This is a genomic window from Candidatus Blastococcus massiliensis AP3 (assembly GCF_000582785.1).
GTDB lineage: Bacteria > Actinomycetota > Actinomycetes > Mycobacteriales > Geodermatophilaceae > Blastococcus > Blastococcus massiliensis.
Map to the genome: position 1 here is coordinate 1041408 of NZ_HG931173.1, position 17124 is coordinate 1058531.

Consider the following 17124-nt stretch of genomic DNA (forward strand, 5'->3'; position numbering starts at 1 on the left):
AGGCGGGTCCCGCCACTGGGTAGCGTCGACGGGGTGACTGACGCAGCGTCCGCCCCCGTCTCCGCCGTGGCCGCCGGTCTGGCGACCGTGACCCCGTCCGGCACCGTGCTCGACACCTGGTACCCCGAGCCCCGGCTCGGGGCGCCCGAGGGCGCCTCCACCGGGACGATGCGGCTCGGCGCGCTGGAGCTGGCCGGGGAGCTCGGCCCCGACTACGGCGGCCTGGTGCGCAGGGACGAGGCCCGGGGCGTCGAGGTCATCGCCGTCCGCACGGTCATCGCCGACCTGTCCGAACCCGCCGTCGACACGCACGACGTCTGGCTGCGGTTGCACCTGCTCTCCCACCGCCTGATCCAGCCACACGGCGCGAACATGACCGGCATCTTCGGCCTGCTCACCAACGTGGCGTGGACCAGCGCCGGTCCGGTCGAGGCGGCCGGATTCAACGCGCACCGGCTGCGCGCCGCCGTCGGGCACGTCACCGTGTTCGGAGTCGACAAGTTCCCCCGGATGGTCGACTACGTCATCCCGTCGGGCGTCCGCATCGCCGACGCCGACCGGGTGCGCCTGGGCGCCCACCTCGCCGAGGGCACCACGGTCATGCACGAGGGCTTCGTGAACTTCAACGCCGGCACGCTCGGCCCCTCCATGGTCGAGGGCCGGATCAGCGCCGGTGTCGTGGTGGGCGCCGACAGCGACATCGGCGGCAGCGCGTCGATCATGGGCACCCTCTCCGGCGGCGGTACCGAGGTGATCTCGGTCGGCACCGGTTGCCTCCTCGGTGCCAACTCGGGCATCGGCATCTCGCTCGGGAACGACTGCATCGTCGAGGCCGGCTGCTACGTCACCGCGGGCTCGCGGATCACGCTGCCGGACGGCTCGGTGGTCAAGGGCAAGGAGCTCTCCGGCCGCGACGGGCTGCTGTTCCGGCGCAACAGCGTCAGCGGCGCCCTCGAGGCCGTCGACCGGACGGGGCGCGCCTGGGGCGCGCTCAACTCCGAGCTGCACGCCAACTGAATCGGGGCTCAGGAAACCGTCAGGAAGGCGACATACAGTCGCCCGCGATGGCCACCTCGACGACCTCGCGCCCGGCCGCGTTCGCGGCCGGCGGCCGGGCCGGACGACGCGGTGCGCCCCGGCGACGGTCGTCCCCGCGCCGAGGACGGTCCGGCCGGAGCCGCGGCAACCAGAGCTGGTGGCCGCTGGTCGTCGTGGGGCTCGTCGTCCTCGCCGGGGTCGCCTGGGCGCGTTCCGACCTGATCCCGGAGACCGGCGGCTGCACGGTCGACGGCGGCTCGGTCCGCGTCACCGCGGAGCAGGCCGGGCACGCCGACACCATCGCCCGGGTCGCGCGGGAGAAGGGGCTGCCCGAGCGGGCCGCCGTCATCGCCCTGGCCACCGCCCTGCAGGAATCCGGGCTGCGCAACCTCGATCACGGCGACCGCGACTCCCTCGGCCTGTTCCAGCAGCGGCCGTCCCAGGGCTGGGGCACCCCGGCCCAGGTGCAGGACCCGGTGTACGCGGCGGGCATCTTCTACGACCGGCTCGTCACCGTGCCCGGCTGGGACACCGGCCGGCTCACGGACGTCGCCCAGACCGTCCAGCGCAGCGGCTTCCCGGAGGCTTACCAGAAGCACGAGGCCACGGCCCAGGAGCTCGCGGTCGCGCTGACGGAGAACACGCTCACCTGCACGGAGGGCTGAGCGGCCCGATCCCCCGCCCGAGGGAATTGCTTCAACCCCGGCCCCGGTTCGGTCGACAGCACTGCCATGCCGATCGCGCCGAACCACACCCACGCCGTGCCCACCGCCGAGGCCGCGGTCGCGGACGTCACCGCCCTGCTGCCGACCCGCGAGGCGCTCCTCGACCGGCTCGCCGAGCGGCTGGCCTCCCCCGGAGCACCCGCGAGCCTGCTGATCGTGGGGCTGCTGCGCCGCGACGACGGCTGGCCGCTCGCCGCCACGACGCGGGCCTCGGTCACCATGCTGCTGGCCCGCTCGCTGCGCGGCGACGACTGGCTGGGCAGCCCCGGCGCGGGCGAGTTCGCCATCGTCCTCGACGGGCCCGAGACCGCCGCGGAGACCGCCGGCGCACGGCTGACGGCCGCCGTCGCCGCGCTCGGGATCGACGGGCTCACCGCCGCGGCGGGCATCGCCCCGCTGACCGCCGGCCTCCAGGGTCCGGAGGTCTTCCGTCGCGCCACCCTGAGCCTCACCGCCGCCCGGCGCGTCGGCTCCGGGACCGTCCTGCGCTACCGCGAGCCGGCCTGACCGCTCAGGCGATCAGGCGCTCGACGGCGGTGTCGATGCGTTCGTCGGTGGCCGTGAGCGCCATGCGCACGTGCCGCGACCCGCTGGGCCCGTAGAAGCTGCCCGGCGCCGCCACGATGCCCAGGCCGGCGAGCCAGTCGATGGTCGCCCAGCAGTCCTCGTCCCGGGTGACCCACAGGTAGAGCCCGGCCTCGGAGTGGTCGATCCGCAGCCCCGCCGCGCGCACCGCGCCCGCCAGGCGGTCGCGGCGGGCCCGGTAGCACTCGCGCTGGGCGTCCACGTGCGCGTCGTCGGCCAGGGCCGCGGTCATCGCCGCCTGGACCGGTGTGGGCACGAGGAGCCCGAGGTGCCGACGCACCTCCCACACCCGTCGGACCAGTGCCGGGTCGCCGGAGAGCAGTCCGCCGCGGTAGCCCGCGGCGGAGGACTGCTTGGACAGCGAGTGGACCGCCAGGAGGCCTGTGTGGTCGTCCCCGGCCACGGCGGGGTGCAGCAGCGATCGCGGCTCGACGTCCCAGCCGAGGGTCACGTAGCACTCGTCGGCGACGACGGGGACGCCGTGCTCCCGCCCCCAGTCGACCCAGGCGCGCAAGTCGTCGTCGCTGAGCACCCGGCCGTGCGGGTTCCCGGGCGAGTTCAGCCAGACCAGGACGACCCCGTCGGCGTCGTCCGGCGGCACGTCGGCTCGCACGACACTCAGGCCGGCCACCACGGCACCGACCTCGTACGTCGGGTACGCGACCGACGGGATGAGCACCGTGCCTCCGCCGGCCAGCCCGAGCAGCGTCGGGAGCAGCGCGACGAGCTCCTTGGAGCCGACCGTGGGGATCACCGACGGGTCCGCGGAGAGCGGATCGGCGACCGTCACGCCGAGGCGGCGGGACAGCCAGCCGGCCGCCGCGGTGCGCAGCGCGGCCGTGCCCAGCGCGGCGGGATAGCCGGGCGCGTTACCGGCCCCCGAGAGCGCGTCGCCCAGGAGCGCCGGGGTGTCGTCGACCGGCGTGCCGATCGAGAGGTCGACGACCCCGCCGGGGTGCTGCGCCGCCCGCTCCCGGGCCGGCTCCAGCGCGTCCCACGGGAAGTCCGGCAGCACCCGCGGCGCGCCGGGGTGTTCGACGGTCAGTGGCCCTCGCCCCGGGGCGGGAGTGCCGCGACCAGCGGGTGGTCCTTGTGGATCTTCCCGGTCTTGGCGGCGCCGCCGGGGCTGCCCAGGTCGGAGAAGAACTCCACGTTGGCGTTGTAGTAGTCCTTCCACTTGTCCGGGACGTCGTCCTCGTAGTAGATGGCCTCGACCGGGCACACCGGCTCGCACGCACCGCAGTCGACGCACTCGTCGGGGTGGATGTAGAGCATCCGTTCGCCCTCGTAGATGCAGTCCACCGGACACTCGTCGATGCACGCCTTGTCGAGGACGTCGACGCAAGCCTCGGTGATGACGTAGGTCACGGTGGTTCCCTCCCGGGGACGGTGCGGACCAGCAACCGCTGGACGGGTCGATCGCCTGATTAGTATCACCCTCCCGCGGCCGGATGACCGGGAAGGGTGCCCTTTCCTCGACATCACCCCGAGGAGGGAGGCGACTCGACCCCGCTCAAGGTCCCGCGTGCGAGGCCGATTCCGATGTCGTGTCCGAGCTCACGGCAGAGGACGGCGCCGCGCCGCGGCCGTCTGCGTCGCCCTACGACGCCCAGGCCGCCGCCGACCACCTCCTGGCCCGGCTGCAGAGCGCGGCCGCGGCGATCCGCGTGTCCGTCTGGGTGCACGAGACCAGCACCCAGTCGCTGGTCCCCTTCGCCGCCGCCGTCCCCGCCGGCTCCCCGGCGCCCGACTCCCCTGCCGGTCGCAGGGCGTTCTCCGTGACCCCCTCCTTCCTCGCCACCGTCATCTCCGAGCGCCGTCCCGCGGTCGTGCACGGCGACGGCGGCCGCAGCGGCGACCCGGGCCTGGCGATCCTCGGCACCGGGAGCGCGCACGTCGAACCACTCGTCCTCGACGGCGAGGTCGTCGCCGTCCTCACCGTCGAGCCGGCCGACGGCGCCACGCCGGAGCTGCTGGCGGAGATCGTCCCCGCGCTCACCGTCGCGACCGCCGACGCGTGGACGCGACGTTCCGAGAAGCGCCGCATCCGCCAGGCCGAGGTGCTGCTGGGTCTCATCGAGGCCGCGGCGCAGGCCGACTCCATGGACCAGCTGCTCAACGCCGCCTGCCGCCAGCTCGCCGAGCTCGGCGAGGTGGAGCGGGCGTGCGTCTTCCTGCTCGAGGACGGCCGGCTCGTCCCGCGGATGGCGAGCTACGCCGACGGACGGCGCGACCTGGCCACCTGGGAACGGTTCCGCAACGCACCGGTGGGCCTCCAGCTGGCCGAGACGGTGGTCCGCACCGGTCAGCCGCTCACCGCGGACCGGGACTCCGGCCAGCTGGCCGGCTGGTGGGTGGACACCTTCAAGATCGCCTCCGCACTCGCGGTGCCCATCGGCCGCAGCCCGCACGTGGCCGGCGTCCTCACGCTGGACAGCACGGTCGTCCGGCCGTTCTCCGAGGCCGTCCGCCGGCTCGCGGCCGCGGCCGGCGCCCACCTCGGCGGCGTCATCGAGCAGGCACGCACCAGCCAGGCCCGAGCGGCCTCCCTGGCCACCGCCGGGGTCGTGCGCCAGATGATGGTGGACGGCTCCCACGCCACCGGGGCCCCCGAGGCCGCCGAGGTGCTCGCCCGCGCGGTCCAGGAGCTCGTCGGCACCGAGCGCAGCGCGGCCTACCTCGTCGACGACGACGGCCTCGTCTCCGAGATCCGCCACGTCGGCTGGACCGAGGAGCACAAGGCGATCGTGCAGGCCCAGCTCGTCGGCCGGCCCGCCGACGACGTCCCGCTGTGGCGGCTGACCACCGAGCAGCGGCTGCCCGTCTTCGTCGAGGACGCCCCGAACACCACGCTGGTCGACCCCCGCCTGATCGCGGCCCTGGACCTCGAGTCCTTCATCAGCGTTCCGCTGCTGTCCGGCGACCGGCTCCGCGGCCTGGTCATCACCGGCTCGACGAGCGGTGGACGGACCTGGTCCCCGGCGGTCCGCGAGGCGGTCCGCCAGGTGGCCCTCGAGGGCTCGCTGGTCGTGGAGAACGCCCAGCTGCGCGCCGTCGAGCAGCTCCGGCTGGAGCAACTGGCCACCGAGGCCCACCACGACCCGCTCACCGGCCTACCCAACCGGCGGCGGTTCACCGAGGCGCTCGAAGCGACCGTCTACGGCCGGGGCGAGCCGTCCTGCGCCGTCCTGATGATCGACCTCGACCGCTTCAAGGAGATCAACGACAGCTTCGGGCACAGCGTCGGCGACGACCTGCTGTGCCTGGTCGGTCCGCGTCTGCAGGACGCGCTCGAGCCCGGGGACCTGCTGGCCCGGATGGGTGGCGACGAGTTCGCCGTCCTCCTGCCCGACGCGGGCGACCTGCGGGCCCGCGAGGTCGCCGCCCGGCTCGGCGCCGCCCTGCGGGACGAGTTCGTGCTGGACGGCATGCCCCTGCACGTCGACGCCAGCATCGGCATCGCCCTGTGCCCCGATCACGGCCGGGACCGTTCCCTGCTCCTCGCCCGGGCCGACACCGCGATGTACGGCGCCAAGCGCGGCCGGCACGGGTTCGAGGTGTGGGCGCCCGACGGCACCCCCGCCTCGCGCGACCGCCTCGAGACCCTCGAGCAGCTGCGCGGCGCCCTGGACACCGACCAGCTGATCACGCACTACCAGCCCAAGCTCGACCTGCGCTCCGGCACCGTCGTCGGCGTCGAGGCGCTGGTGCGCTGGGAGCACCCCGAACGCGGCGTGCTGGGACCCGACGTCTTCCTGCCGCTCGCCGAGCAGGCCGGCCTGATGCGCCGGCTGGCGCTGCGGGTGCTCGAGCTGTCGCTGCGCGACCTCCGGGTCTGGCGGGCGGCCGGGCAGGACCTGTCCGTGGCGGTCAACCTGTCGGTGTCCAACCTGCAGGACGTCGCGCTGCCCGACCAGGTCGCGATGCTGCTCGAGGCCTGCGACGTCCCCGCCGGCGCGCTGATCCTGGAGATCACCGAGGACGTGCTCATGGCCGACGCCGCGCGCAGCCAGCAGGTGATGGCCGCGCTGCGCCGCCTGGGAGTCCGGCTCTCGATCGACGACTACGGCACCGGCTACTCGTCGCTGTCCTACCTGCGCGCGCTACCGGTGGACGAGCTCAAGCTCGACCGCAGCTTCGTCAGCGCCCTCACCAGCGACGAGCGGGCCGCGGCCATCGTGCGCAGCACGCTGCAGCTCTCCCGGGACCTGGGCATGGGCATGGTGGTCGAGGGCGTCGAGGACGCCGCCACGCTGGACGCCTTGCGCTCGTGGGGCTGCGAGACCGCGCAGGGGTACCACATCGCGCGCCCCATGCCGGCCGGGGAGTTCGTCCGCTGGCTCGCCGATCACCGGGACGCGCTGCTCGCCACTCGCCCCTCCTGACGCGCGCCGAGCACGCGTCCGCAGGCGAAGGCCGCCGCGACCGTCCCGACCAGCAGGAACGCCAGGCCGACCACACCGGTGCTCCCGGAGCCGACCAGGACGAGGTCCCCCTCCGGCCGGCGCACCATGGCGGCCAGCGCCACCACCAGCCAGACCACCGCCGGCAGCACCGCGACCAGCCGCGAGCCCGACAGCCGGTGCGCGAGGAACACCAGCAGCACGTTGCCGGCCGCCGCGGCCGGCACCGACAGGGGCAGCAGCACGCCACCGACGCGCAGCGGCAGCCAGAACACCTCGACCAGCGCCAGCCACGCGGCGACGACGACGGCCACCACAGCCCAGCCGGCGGTCGCGATCCGGGACGTCACGCGTCCAGGCCGGCGAACAGGTCGTCCTCCCAGCCGTGCGGGCCGCCGCCCGGGCCGCGCTCGCCGCGCACCAGCCGGTAGTGCTCGGTGGCCATGACCTCCAGGCCGAGGTTGTTCGACAGCGCGAAGAAGGGGCCGTCGACGGTGATCTGCGTCGGGTGCGAGCGCATCGCGGCGTCCTTGCGGTCGGCGTACGCGCGGGCGTCGATCTCCGTCGTCACCACGTCGTCGGGGACGACGAACGGCACGTCGTCGAGGTTGCCGAACCCGTCGAAGATGGAGGCCTCGCCCAGCGCGGCCATGGCGTCGATCCCCGACTGCACGACCGAGCGGGGCATCGCGTTCCAGTAGACCTTGGCCACCTGCCACGGCTCGCCGAGCTCGGGGTGGAAGGCCGGGTCGGCCGCGGCGTCGACCGCCCGCATCGCGACCCGGTGGGCCTGGATGTGGTCGGGGTGCCCGTAGCCGCCGTTCTCGTCGTAGGTCACCACCACCTGCGGGCGGACCTCCCGGACGACGGCGACCGCGTGCGCAGTGGCCTCGTCCAGGTCGGCGGTCCAGAAGGCGCGGGGGTGCTCGTTGGCCGGCGTCCCCATCATCCCCGAGTCGCGGTAGCGCCCGGCTCCCCCGAGGAAGCGCCAGTCGGTGACGCCGAGGGCGTCCATGGCCGCACGCAGCTCGCCGATCCGGTACCCGCCGAGCTGGTCGGCCTGGTCGGCGGCCAGCTGGGCGAGCTCCGGCACGAGGATCTCGCCCTCCTCCCCCAGCGTGCAGGTGAGCAGGGTGACGGCGGCTCCCTCGGCCACGTAGCGCGCCATCGTCGCGCCGTTGCCGATCGTCTCGTCGTCAGGATGCGCATGGACCAGGAGAAGACGCCGGTCAGAGGTCACGATGCGCATTCTCCCTGAGGGCGGCGGCCGAACTGCGACGTCCTACCTCACCGCGCGGCGTCCTCCCTCACCGCCCACCGCGAGGGAGGACGCCGCACGATCAGGTCACCTGATCGTCGCCGCGTCCGGACGGCACGGCGGCAGCTCCGGGAGCGCGTGATGTCAGCCCGTCACAGGACCGGGCGGGCCTCGGCGTAGTGGCAGGCGTTGAGGTGCTCCGCGCCGCGGAGCTCGAGCGCGGGATCGACCTCGATGCAGGTCCGCCGCTGGGTGTCGGAGAGCTCGTTGGCGAACTTCTGGCACCGCGTGCGGAAGTGGCACCCCGACGGCGGATTCGCCGGGCTGGGCACGTCGCCGGAGATGATGATCCGCTGCCGCGCCCGCTCGCGGCGCGGATCCGGCAGGGGGATCGCCGACAGCAGGGCCTGCGTGTACGGGTGCACCGGCCGCTCGAAGAGCTCGTCCCGCTCGGCCACCTCGACGATCCGGCCCAGGTACATGACGGCGACCCGGTCGGAGATGTGCCGGACGACGGACAGGTCGTGGGCGATGAACAGGTAGGACAGCTGCAGCCGGTCCTTCAGCTCCTCGAGCAGGTTGATGACACCGGCCTGGATGGAGACGTCCAGGGCCGACACCGGCTCGTCGAGCACCAGCACCTTGGGCTCCAGCGCCAGCGCCCGAGCGATGCCGATGCGCTGACGCTGCCCACCGGAGAAGTCGGACGGATAGCGGTTGGTGTGCTCGGGGTTGAGGCCCACGAGCTGCACGAGCTCCTCGACCCGGGCCCGGACCGCGGCCTCGCCCTTCACGACGCCGTGGATCAGCAGCGGCTCGGCGATGATGTCGAACACCGGCAGCCGGGGGCTCAGGGAGGCGTACGGGTCCTGGAAGACGATCTGGATGTCACGGCGCAGCGGGCGCATCTGCTTGCGGCCGAGTCCGATCAGCTCCTTGCCCTGGAAGACCACCGAGCCGCTCGTGGCCGGCTGGAGGTTCAGGATGGCGCGGCCGGTGGTGGACTTGCCGCACCCGGACTCCCCGACCAGACCCAGCACCTCACCGGGGTAGAGGTCGAGGTCCACGCCGTCGACGGCGCGCACCGCGCCGACCGTGCGGCGGAGCAGGCCGCCGGTGATCGGGAAGTGCTTGACCAGCCCGCGCACCGACAGGATGGGCTCGCCCCGCTCTCCCGCGGCGCGGGGGCGGTCGGCCGTGGGGGCGCTCACGGGCGGTCTCCTCGGGGGGTGGTCACGGTTCCGGTCTCGCCGCCCTGGCGCGCGGCTGGTTCGGTCTGACCGGGCGGCGGGGGGCCGGCCGGCTCGTCCGATCCCGTCCCGATCGACGGGTCGACCGGCGCTTGGTCGACCAGCAGCGTGTCAGTGACGCCGGCCTCGAAGACCTCGGCGGCCTGGCCGTGGGCCGCGGCGACGACGTCGGTACGGATGCACGCGGCGGTGTGGCCCGGCCCCACCTCGATCAGCGGCGGTTCGTCCGTGTCGCACGCAGGGACGTGGAGGGGGCAGCGCGGCGCGAAGGGGCAGCCCGGCGGCATGTTCAGCAACGACGGCGGGGCCCCGACGATCGGCGTGAGCCGCTCGCGGTTGGCGCTGTCCAGCCGAGGCAGCGACCCGAGCAGCCCGAGCGTGTACGGCATGCGCGGCTCGTAGTAGATGTCCTCGACACCGCCGACCTCGATCGGCCGGCCGGCGTACATCACGAGGACGCGGTCGGCGATGCCGGCCACCACGCCCAGGTCGTGGGTGATCAGCACCATGGCGGCGCCGGTCTCCTCGAGCGCCGTCCCGAGCACCTCGAGGATCTGCGCCTGCACCGTGACGTCGAGGGCGGTGGTGGGCTCGTCGGCGATGATCACGTCGGGCTGGTTCGCCATGGCGATCGCGATGACGACGCGCTGGCGCATGCCGCCGGAGAACGCGTGCGGATAGGCCCGCACCCGGTCGCCGGCCTGCGGGATGCCGACCATCTCCAGCAGTTCGACGGAGCGCGCCGTGGCCGCCTTCCTCGAGAGGTTGCGGTCGTGGATCCGCAGCGTCTCCTCGATCTGGTCGCCGATGCGGTAGACCGGGTCCAGGGAGGTCATGGGGTCCTGGAAGATCATCGAGATGCCCGACCCGCGGAGGCGGGACATCGCCTTGTCACGCATGCCGAGCAGTTCCTGGCCGCGGTAGAGCACCGAGCCGGTGATCCGCGCTGACGCCGGCAGCAGGCCCATGACGGCCAGCGAGGTGACCGACTTGCCCGAGCCGGACTCCCCCACGATGCCGAGGACCTCACGGGGCCGCAGCGTGTAGTCCACCCCGCGGACGGCGTGCACGAGTCCGTCCTCGGTCGGGAACCGGACGTTGAGGTCGCGGACCTCGAGCAGCGGGTCGGATGCCGACCGCGGGGCAGCGGTGGCCGCCGCGCCCGCCCGGCCGGAGGAGAGCACGTCGTAGGACGTCGCCCCGGTGCCGGACGTGCGGGGGCCGCCGGGCTCGATGCTGGTCATGCCTCTCCCTCTCAGGCCCGCACGCGGCGGTTGCTGGGATCGAAGGCGTCGCGGATCCCGTCGCCGATCAGGTTGATGGCCAGCACGATGAGCAGCAGCGTGATGCCGGGGAAGTAGAAGAGCCACGGCCGGGTGCTCGCCGCCTGCACGCCCTCGGAGACCAGCCGGCCGAGGGACGTCGCGTTGGCCTGGTTCACGCCGAAGCCGAGGTAGGTGAGCGACGCCTCGAGGATGATCGCGGTGGCGGCCGCCAGGGTGACCCACACGATGATCGACCCGAGCGCGTTCGGGATCAGGTGCTTGAAGATGATCCGCTTGTCCGACGCGCCCAGGGCGTGCGCCGCCTCGACGTACTCCTTCTCCCGCAGGGTGAGGAACTGGCCGCGGACGATGCGCGCGAGGTCGAGCCAGCCGAACAGGCCCAGGATGAGCCCCACTCCCTGCGGCGTGCGCAACTCGGGGAAGTTGCTCGCCACGACGAGCAGCACGACGAGCAGCGGCACCGTGAGGATGAGGTCGACCAGGCGCATGAGCGTGCTGTCGACCCACCGGCCGAAGTAGCCGGCCAGGGCCCCGACCAGCAGACCGAGTGGCAGCGCGATGACCAGGAAGATGGCCACGATCAGGAGCGTCCGCTGCACGCCCTCCATGAGCCCCGCCAGCAGATCACGGCCGATCGCGTCGCTGCCGAGGATGTACCCGTCGGTGCCCGGCGAGACCGACTGGGCGTTCCGGTTCTGGGCGCGGTACTCGGTCCCGTGGAGGAGCGGGCCGACGAAGCCGAACAGCAGCATGACGGCCAGCAGCACCAGGCCGGACATGCCGACCTTGTTGTGCAGGAACCGCCGGATGATCTGCTGGCGCTGGCTGCGCGCCCGGACACCGAACTCGCGGTCGACGACGCCGCCGCCGAGTGGGGTGCCCGGCTCGGCGGCGATCGCCGTGCCGGCCCCTGGTCCCGGTTGTGTGGATGTCATGGTCGATTCCCTATCGGCCGGGGGCCGTCACGACAGCCGGATCCGCGGATCGAGCACCGCGTAGAGGATGTCGGCGATCAGATTGAAGACGACGACGAACACGGCGCTGACCAGCAACCAGCCGAGCACCACGTTGATGTCGTTGTTGCCGATCCCGCTCTCGAGCAGGTACCGCCCCATGCCGTTCCAGACGAAGACCTGCTCGGTGATGATCGCGCCGCCGAACAGCGTGCCGATGCCCAGGGCGACGACCGTGGTGAGCGGGATGAGCGCGTTGCGCAGGCCGTGCTTGACGACGGTGCGCCGGTAGGTCAGACCCTTGGCGCGGGCCAGGCGCATGTAGTCCGAGCCCAGGACGTCGAGCATCGCGGCCCGCTGGAACCGGCTCCAGGCGGCGAAGGAGAGCAGCGCCAGGCTGATGGTCGGCAGCACCAGGTGGGCGAGTCGATCCGACCAGAGCTCCCACCCGTCGGCGTAGAGGCCCAGCGCAGCGGTCTCCTCGCCGAGTGTGTAGAAGATCTGCCTCCCGGCTGCGTCGTTGATGCCGACGGCGACGAACTCCTTGAGCAGCGCCGCGAACCAGAACGTCGGCAGGGCGATCAGCAGGTAGGCGATGAAGGTGAAGGCGTAGTCCGACGCCTTGTACTGCCGCACTGCGCCGATGACGCCGACGACGATCGCCAGGATCACCGCGATGATCACCGCGGCGGTGATCAGCCGGGCTGTGACACCGAGCCGCGTGAAGAGCTGGTCGGCCACCGGCGTGCCGTTGATGGTCTCGCCGAAGTCACCGGTGAGCACCCCGGTGAGCCAGTTCCAGTACCGGACGAAGAAGTTGTCGTCGAGGCCGAGTTCCGTGCGCAGGTTGTCGAAGAACGCCTCGGGCGGCCGCGGCTGGAGCGTGTAGTACTTCGACAGCGGATCGAAGCTGGCCGCGCACAACGAGAACACCAGGAACGAGCTCCCGAGCAACACGAAGACGGCTCCGATGAGCCGTCTGATCGCGAAGAACAGCATGGGCGAGACCTTACGTCGGGAGTCGTGGCGCCCCGGTACCAGCGGAACCGCGGCGGTCGTCGGACCGCTGCGGCATCAGCCGGCCGACCGGGAGGAAGGCGGGGGTCTCCGCCGGACGCTGCCCGACGGAGGCGCACCGCGGCCCTCGGAGCAGAGCACCGAGGGCCGCGGCAGGACGAGGCCGGGAGACCGGCCGGACGGTCAGGGGCTCCCGGACGGATCCGGAAGCCCCCGACCACCGATCACTCGACGGTCCAGGTCTCCGAGTTCCAGAGGGGACCGGCCTGCGTGGAGTTGTCCTCGACGCCCTGGACATCGCTGGAGAACGCGATGAACGTCGGCTTCTGGTACAGCGGCACGGTGGCCACCTGCTCCCAGAGCAGGGCGTCGATCTGGTTGCCCAGCTCGGCCTGCGCGTCGGCGTCCGGCTCCTGCACGAACTCCTCGTAGAGGGCGTCGATCTCCGCCGTGCCCTGACGCGAGTAGTTCTGGCCGAGGCCGTTCTCCGGCGACCAGTAGATCGACTGGGTGGCCGACCGGAACGGCGAGCCGACCCAGGCGAACACCGCGGCCTGGAAACCGCCGGCCTCGAGCGAGGTCGGCTGCTCCGCACCGGCGAAGATGTCGGGGTTGGCGTTGAACGACGCCGCGATCCCGGCCTCCTCGAGCTGCGGGATCATGACCTCGATGGTCGTCTGCCGCAGCGGGTTGTTCGCCGTGGTGTCGATCTGGATCTCCAGACGGCCACGCTCGGGGTGCGTGTAGATGCCGTCCGGACCGGCCGTGTAGCCGTCACCCTCGAGGAGCTGACGCGCCTGGTCGACGCTCTGCTCCTTGTACTCCTCGGGCGCGGTGTCCTCGTACTGCGGCTGGTTGTTGAAGTAGATCCGGTTCTGCAGCACCTCGGCGTCGGAGGAGAACTGGCCGACGGTCTGGGCCACGATCTCCTCGCGGTCCAGCGACATGGCGATCGCCTGACGCACGGGCAGGCTGGCCAGGTGCGGGTCCTGGGCGTTGAAGTCCAGGTGCTCGAACGAGAGGCCGAAGGTGATGTCGCTCTCGACATTCGGCGCGAGCCCCTCGACCTGGTCGACCAGGTCGAGCTGCGGCTGCGGGTAGATGATGTCGATCTCACCGTTCTGCAGACCCTGGACGGCGGTCGTCGGGTCGTTGCCGATGTTCTGGATGATCAGCCGCTCGATGAACGGGCCCTCGCCCCACCACTCGGGGTTGGGGGTCAGCACGACGGTCTGGGTGCCGACGTCGATGCTCTCGGCCTTCAGCTGCCACGGGCCACCGGAGATGTCCTCGGGCAGACCCTCGGCGATCGGCCACCCCTCGGTGATCGTCTCGCAGATGACGGCCGGGTCGTCGTCGTCCATCAGGTGGGCCGGCAGGATGCCGCCGCCGAAGTCACCGCTGAACAGCGACTGCCAGTCGGCGAAGGGGCTGGAGTAGGTGACGGTGACGGTCTTGTTGTCGTCGCCGCTGCCCTCGACCGACTCGATCTGCTCGTAGCCCGTCGTCGACAGCAGCGAGGCGCAGCCGCCCTCGGCCGGGTCCGTGCTGCGGCCGGACCGCCAGGTGAACTCGAAGTCGTCGGCCGTGATCGGGGTGCCGTCGCTCCACACCGCGTCGTCGTTGATGACGTAGGTGTTGACCTGGGTCTCGCCGTCGACCTCGAGGGTCGGCTCCTCGGCCAGCAGGTTCTCGTTGTGGACGATGCTGAAGTCCGGGAGCACGTTGAACGCGCCAGGGAGGATGCCGTTCAGGATGTTCGCGGTGGACGTCGCGTTGCCCGCGGCGATGTTCGGGAAGAGGTTCTCCGGGAAGTCCGTGGACTCACCGAAGACCACCTGGCCCGACCGGTCCGATGACTGGTTGTTGCCGCCGGACTCGCCGTCGCCGTCGCCGCCGCCACAGGCGGAGAGCACGAGCGCTCCGGCCACGCCGGACGCCACGAGCGCGGTACCGCGCCTACTCAGGATCACTTGCTGTGCCTCCCTCTTCCCCCGCGGTCAGCGGAGGAACGGACTGGATCCCGTAGGGAGAGCCCCGGCCCGCGGATGAGCGGACCCGGGGCACGCGTTCGTTCGACCGAACGCGCCCGCCGAGATGTATGCGGGGAAACCCTAGGGACGCCCGGCGGGGTCGTCCACGACCGTCATCCTTCTGTGACCTCGGCCGGGCGCACCGCTCGACGGCGGAGGGCCTCCGCGGGCGGTGGACGACGACGTCACCTGCGGGGTTGAGACGATGGACGAGATGACCACGCCCGTCCCCCGGCCGCACCGGCGAGCCGTGTCCCAGCTGTGGCTGGGCCTGGTTCCGCTGCTCGTCGTCTGCGCCGCGCTGCTGGGCGTCCTGGCCGCCCAGCTGCCCGGAGCCCGGGCCCCGCTCGCCGACGCGACCGCCACGTCCGTCGCGCGTGTCGTCGAGAGCGGGCGCCCGCCGGGGGACCGCGGCCTGCTGGTGACCTTCGACGACGAGGACGGCGGCACCCGTACGGGGCGGATCGTCCTGGCCGAGGTGGCGGAGGTGCCGCAGGACGCCGAGGTCACCGTGCGGTACGACCCGAGCGCGGCCGACGGCCCCACCACCACCGTGTACGCCGACGGGGACGCCGCCACCCGCCGGGTCCAGAACCTGGTGGCGAGCATGGTCGTCGTCGCCGCCGTGCTCCTCGCGGCAGCCGGCGCCACGGCACTGGTCGTCCTCACCCGGCGCGGACTGCGGCCCCGTCCGCCGGGTTCGGTCGGGGCCACCCGCCTCGTCGTCCGGCGCGGCCTGCTCGTCCGCAGCTGGCTGGAGCTGGAGACCGCGGGCGGGACCCGCTGGCTACCGGTGTTCTGGACCCGGGAGCTGACCGGGTTGGCCCCGGACTCCCGGATCGAGCTGCGCGGGAACCCCGTCGCCGACCGGCTGGTCCTCCCGGTCGTGGACGGAGCCGAGGTCTGGCCGTCGGGCCGGCTCCGCGACCGGGCGCCCCGGGGCGAGCAGCGTGCGCCCCGGTCGGCGCAGGACCTCCAGCCCGCCGGCCTGCGGCGACAGGTGCGCGTGGACGTCGTGGCCGTGGTGGTCGCCCCCCTGCTGGGCCTGGTGTGGGCCTACCTCGACGAGGGCGGGGTCGCGAGCTTCGCGGGCGGGACGGCGCTGAGCGCCGTCGGTGTGTTCTGGCTCTTCCAGCGGCTGGGCTCCGACCCGGAGGCGCCCGCCCACGGGTGAGCCCGCTCAGGCCTCCTCGCGCAGCACCGCCGAGGGATCGGCGCGGTCGGCCGCGGCTTGGGCGTAGCGGGCGGTCAGCACGGACAGCAGTAGCGCAACGGCCACGGTGAGCCCGATCGCCGCCCACGGCACGTCGAGCAGGGGCGTCGGCGGACGCAGCAGGTCGACGTCCAGGCGCCGGTGGACGAGGGCGACGGCGCCGACGGCCAGCAGCGCGCCGAGCACCAGTCCGGCGACCGCGACCGCACCGAGCTCGACGACGAGCGAGGCCAGGTGCGACCGCCGGCTGAGCCCGAGCCGGCGCGCCATCACGTAGCCCGCGACCCGGCTGCGGCTGCGGGACTCCAGGTGCAGCAGCAGGCCCGCCGCGGCGATGACCCCGACGAAGACGGCCAGCGCGGACAGGTACCCGAAGGTCCACGAGATGCCCAGGAAGTTGGCGGTGGTCAGGACGTCGGCGGGCTCCAGCGTGCGCGTGAGCCGGCCGCCGGCGTCGGTGAGCGCCTCGACGGCGGGGCCGGCCGGTCCGTCGGTCCAGAGCTCGGACTGCCGGTCGGAGCCGGCGGACCGCGGCACGTCGGGCAGCCGGTCGGCCGCGACGAGCACCACCGGCTCCGCCGTCCGCCGGCCGGGCAGGACTCGCGCCGTGCCGGCCACCTCGGCGTCGACGGGGAGGCTGCCCAGCCGCAGGTCGACCGCACCCGGGGGCAGGCCGGTGGCGACGACCGGGATCCGGCCGTCGACCGGCGGACCGGTGAGGCGGGCGACCAGGTCCTCCAGCGGGACGTCGGCGAAGCTGCCGTCCCAGAAGGCGGTGCCGGCGAACGTGTCGGGGTCGACGGCCAGCACCTGGACGTCGGTGCGGGTCCTCGCGCCGTCGGCGGGGCCGGCGACGCTGCCGTCGTAGCGGTCGAGCACCGTGCCGACGGCATCCGTCCCCGCCGTCGGGCTCACCCGGTCGATCGAGACGAGAGCCCGCTCGGCCCCGATCTGGACGCCCACCTTGGCGGCGAGCGTGGTCTCCGACCCGGCGGACAGCGTCGCCGTGTACCCGAGGACGGCGACCGGCACGGTCACCGCCACGAGCAGCGCGGCCGCCGCCCCCGGGGCCGCCGCCAGTCGGTTGACGGCCAGGAAGACCGGTGGACGGCGGCGGCCGGCCCAGCGGCGGAGCGCAGGGAGTGCCCGGGTGGCGAGCCGGGCACCCAGCAGCGCCGCGCCTGCGACGCCCAGCACGGGGAAGGCGACGAGCAGGCCGTTGACCTGCGCCACGCCGCGCTCGATGACGATCGCGTCCCGGCTCTCCAGCAGCAGCCAGCACAGTCCCGCGGCGAGCACGAGCGCCAGCTCCCAGGGGACGGCGGCGGACCGGCGGGGAGCCGCACCGAGCGGCCGCTCCACC

15 protein-coding genes are annotated in these 17124 nt (G+C 73.2%); 5 read left to right on the top strand and 10 right to left on the bottom strand.

The genetic code is table 11. The features are described from left to right. The first annotated feature begins 33 nt into the window (after positions 1-33). The 3 genes from dapD to BN344_RS05155 all read left to right on the top strand — a co-directional run bounded on the left by dapD (position 34) and on the right by BN344_RS05155 (position 2270). The gene (gene dapD, locus BN344_RS05145) at positions 34-1017 is read left to right on the top strand and encodes a 2,3,4,5-tetrahydropyridine-2,6-dicarboxylate N-succinyltransferase (RefSeq protein ID WP_040337234.1); all 984 of its coding nucleotides are present in this window, start codon (positions 34-36) and stop codon (positions 1015-1017) included. Between the two features lie 47 nt (positions 1018-1064). Then, on the top strand, positions 1065-1703 hold the full coding sequence (locus BN344_RS20985; RefSeq protein ID WP_197022231.1) for a hypothetical protein: 639 nt from the start codon (positions 1065-1067) through the stop codon (positions 1701-1703). Between the two features lie 66 nt (positions 1704-1769). Next, positions 1770-2270, top strand: coding sequence for a GGDEF domain-containing protein (locus tag BN344_RS05155; protein ID WP_040337235.1), 501 nt, complete (start codon positions 1770-1772; stop codon positions 2268-2270). A gap of 4 nt (positions 2271-2274) precedes the next feature. On the opposite strand, the gene dapC is transcribed toward BN344_RS05155, so the two are convergent. Beyond that, the gene (gene dapC, locus BN344_RS05160; RefSeq protein WP_231486503.1) at positions 2275-3363 is read right to left on the bottom strand and encodes a succinyldiaminopimelate transaminase; all 1089 of its coding nucleotides are present in this window, start codon (positions 3361-3363) and stop codon (positions 2275-2277) included. Between the two features lie 26 nt (positions 3364-3389). Beyond that, positions 3390-3716, bottom strand: coding sequence for a ferredoxin (gene fdxA, locus BN344_RS05165; RefSeq protein WP_040337236.1), 327 nt, complete (start codon positions 3714-3716; stop codon positions 3390-3392). 179 nt (positions 3717-3895) lie between these two features. Here fdxA and BN344_RS18905 point away from each other — a divergent pair, with 179 nt between their 5' ends. Next, complete coding sequence (locus tag BN344_RS18905) at positions 3896-6733, top strand: EAL domain-containing protein (RefSeq protein WP_051515560.1); 2838 nt, start codon at positions 3896-3898, stop codon at positions 6731-6733. Here the strand turns inward: BN344_RS18905 and BN344_RS05175 are convergent. The 7 genes from BN344_RS05175 to BN344_RS05205 all read right to left on the bottom strand — a co-directional run bounded on the left by BN344_RS05175 (position 6697) and on the right by BN344_RS05205 (position 14488). Beyond that, entirely contained in the window at positions 6697-7101 is a 405-nt protein-coding gene (locus BN344_RS05175) for a DUF6113 family protein (RefSeq protein WP_040337237.1), read from the bottom strand. The genes BN344_RS18905 and BN344_RS05175 overlap by 37 nt on opposite strands. Continuing rightward, positions 7098-7991, bottom strand: a complete 894-nt coding sequence (mshB, locus tag BN344_RS05180; protein WP_197022232.1) for an N-acetyl-1-D-myo-inositol-2-amino-2-deoxy-alpha-D-glucopyranoside deacetylase — start codon at positions 7989-7991, stop codon at positions 7098-7100. Before mshB ends, BN344_RS05175 begins: the two co-directional genes overlap by 4 nt. A gap of 170 nt (positions 7992-8161) precedes the next feature. After that, positions 8162-9220 (bottom strand): ABC transporter ATP-binding protein, encoded by a 1059-nt coding sequence (locus BN344_RS05185; RefSeq protein ID WP_051515561.1) that lies wholly within the window; start codon positions 9218-9220, stop codon positions 8162-8164. Further along, the gene (locus BN344_RS05190) at positions 9217-10503 is read right to left on the bottom strand and encodes an ABC transporter ATP-binding protein (protein WP_081788368.1); all 1287 of its coding nucleotides are present in this window, start codon (positions 10501-10503) and stop codon (positions 9217-9219) included. The genes BN344_RS05185 and BN344_RS05190 overlap by 4 nt, the downstream gene beginning before the upstream one ends. 11 nt (positions 10504-10514) lie before the next feature. Then, positions 10515-11480, bottom strand: coding sequence for an ABC transporter permease (locus BN344_RS05195; RefSeq protein ID WP_051515562.1), 966 nt, complete (start codon positions 11478-11480; stop codon positions 10515-10517). Positions 11481-11507: 27 nt separating this feature from the next. Further along, positions 11508-12497 (bottom strand): ABC transporter permease, encoded by a 990-nt coding sequence (locus BN344_RS05200; protein WP_040337239.1) that lies wholly within the window; start codon positions 12495-12497, stop codon positions 11508-11510. A 242-nt stretch (positions 12498-12739) separates the two neighbouring features. After that, positions 12740-14488, bottom strand: a complete 1749-nt coding sequence (locus tag BN344_RS05205; protein WP_081788369.1) for an ABC transporter family substrate-binding protein — start codon at positions 14486-14488, stop codon at positions 12740-12742. Positions 14489-14762: 274 nt separating this feature from the next. On the opposite strand from BN344_RS05205, the gene BN344_RS18910 reads away from it, so the two are divergent. Continuing rightward, positions 14763-15722, top strand: a complete 960-nt coding sequence (locus BN344_RS18910; protein ID WP_155858758.1) for a hypothetical protein — start codon at positions 14763-14765, stop codon at positions 15720-15722. 6 nt (positions 15723-15728) lie between these two features. On the opposite strand, the gene BN344_RS19430 is transcribed toward BN344_RS18910, so the two are convergent. Then, a partial coding sequence (locus tag BN344_RS19430; RefSeq protein WP_155858759.1) for an ABC transporter permease occupies positions 15729-17124 on the bottom strand: 1396 nt, incomplete at its 5' end.

Coding starts and splice junctions, on each gene's coding strand:
- BN344_RS05155 (WP_040337235.1), top strand. CDS start 1,770: ATGCCGATCGCGCCGAACCACACCCACGCCGTGCCCACCGCCGAGGCC.
- BN344_RS20985 (WP_197022231.1), top strand. CDS start 1,065: ATGGCCACCTCGACGACCTCGCGCCCGGCCGCGTTCGCGGCCGGCGGC.
- BN344_RS18910 (WP_155858758.1), top strand. CDS start 14,763: ATGACCACGCCCGTCCCCCGGCCGCACCGGCGAGCCGTGTCCCAGCTG.
- BN344_RS05195 (WP_051515562.1), bottom strand. CDS start 11,480: ATGACATCCACACAACCGGGACCAGGGGCCGGCACGGCGATCGCCGCC.
- BN344_RS05200 (WP_040337239.1), bottom strand. CDS start 12,497: ATGCTGTTCTTCGCGATCAGACGGCTCATCGGAGCCGTCTTCGTGTTG.
- BN344_RS05190 (WP_081788368.1), bottom strand. CDS start 10,503: ATGACCAGCATCGAGCCCGGCGGCCCCCGCACGTCCGGCACCGGGGCG.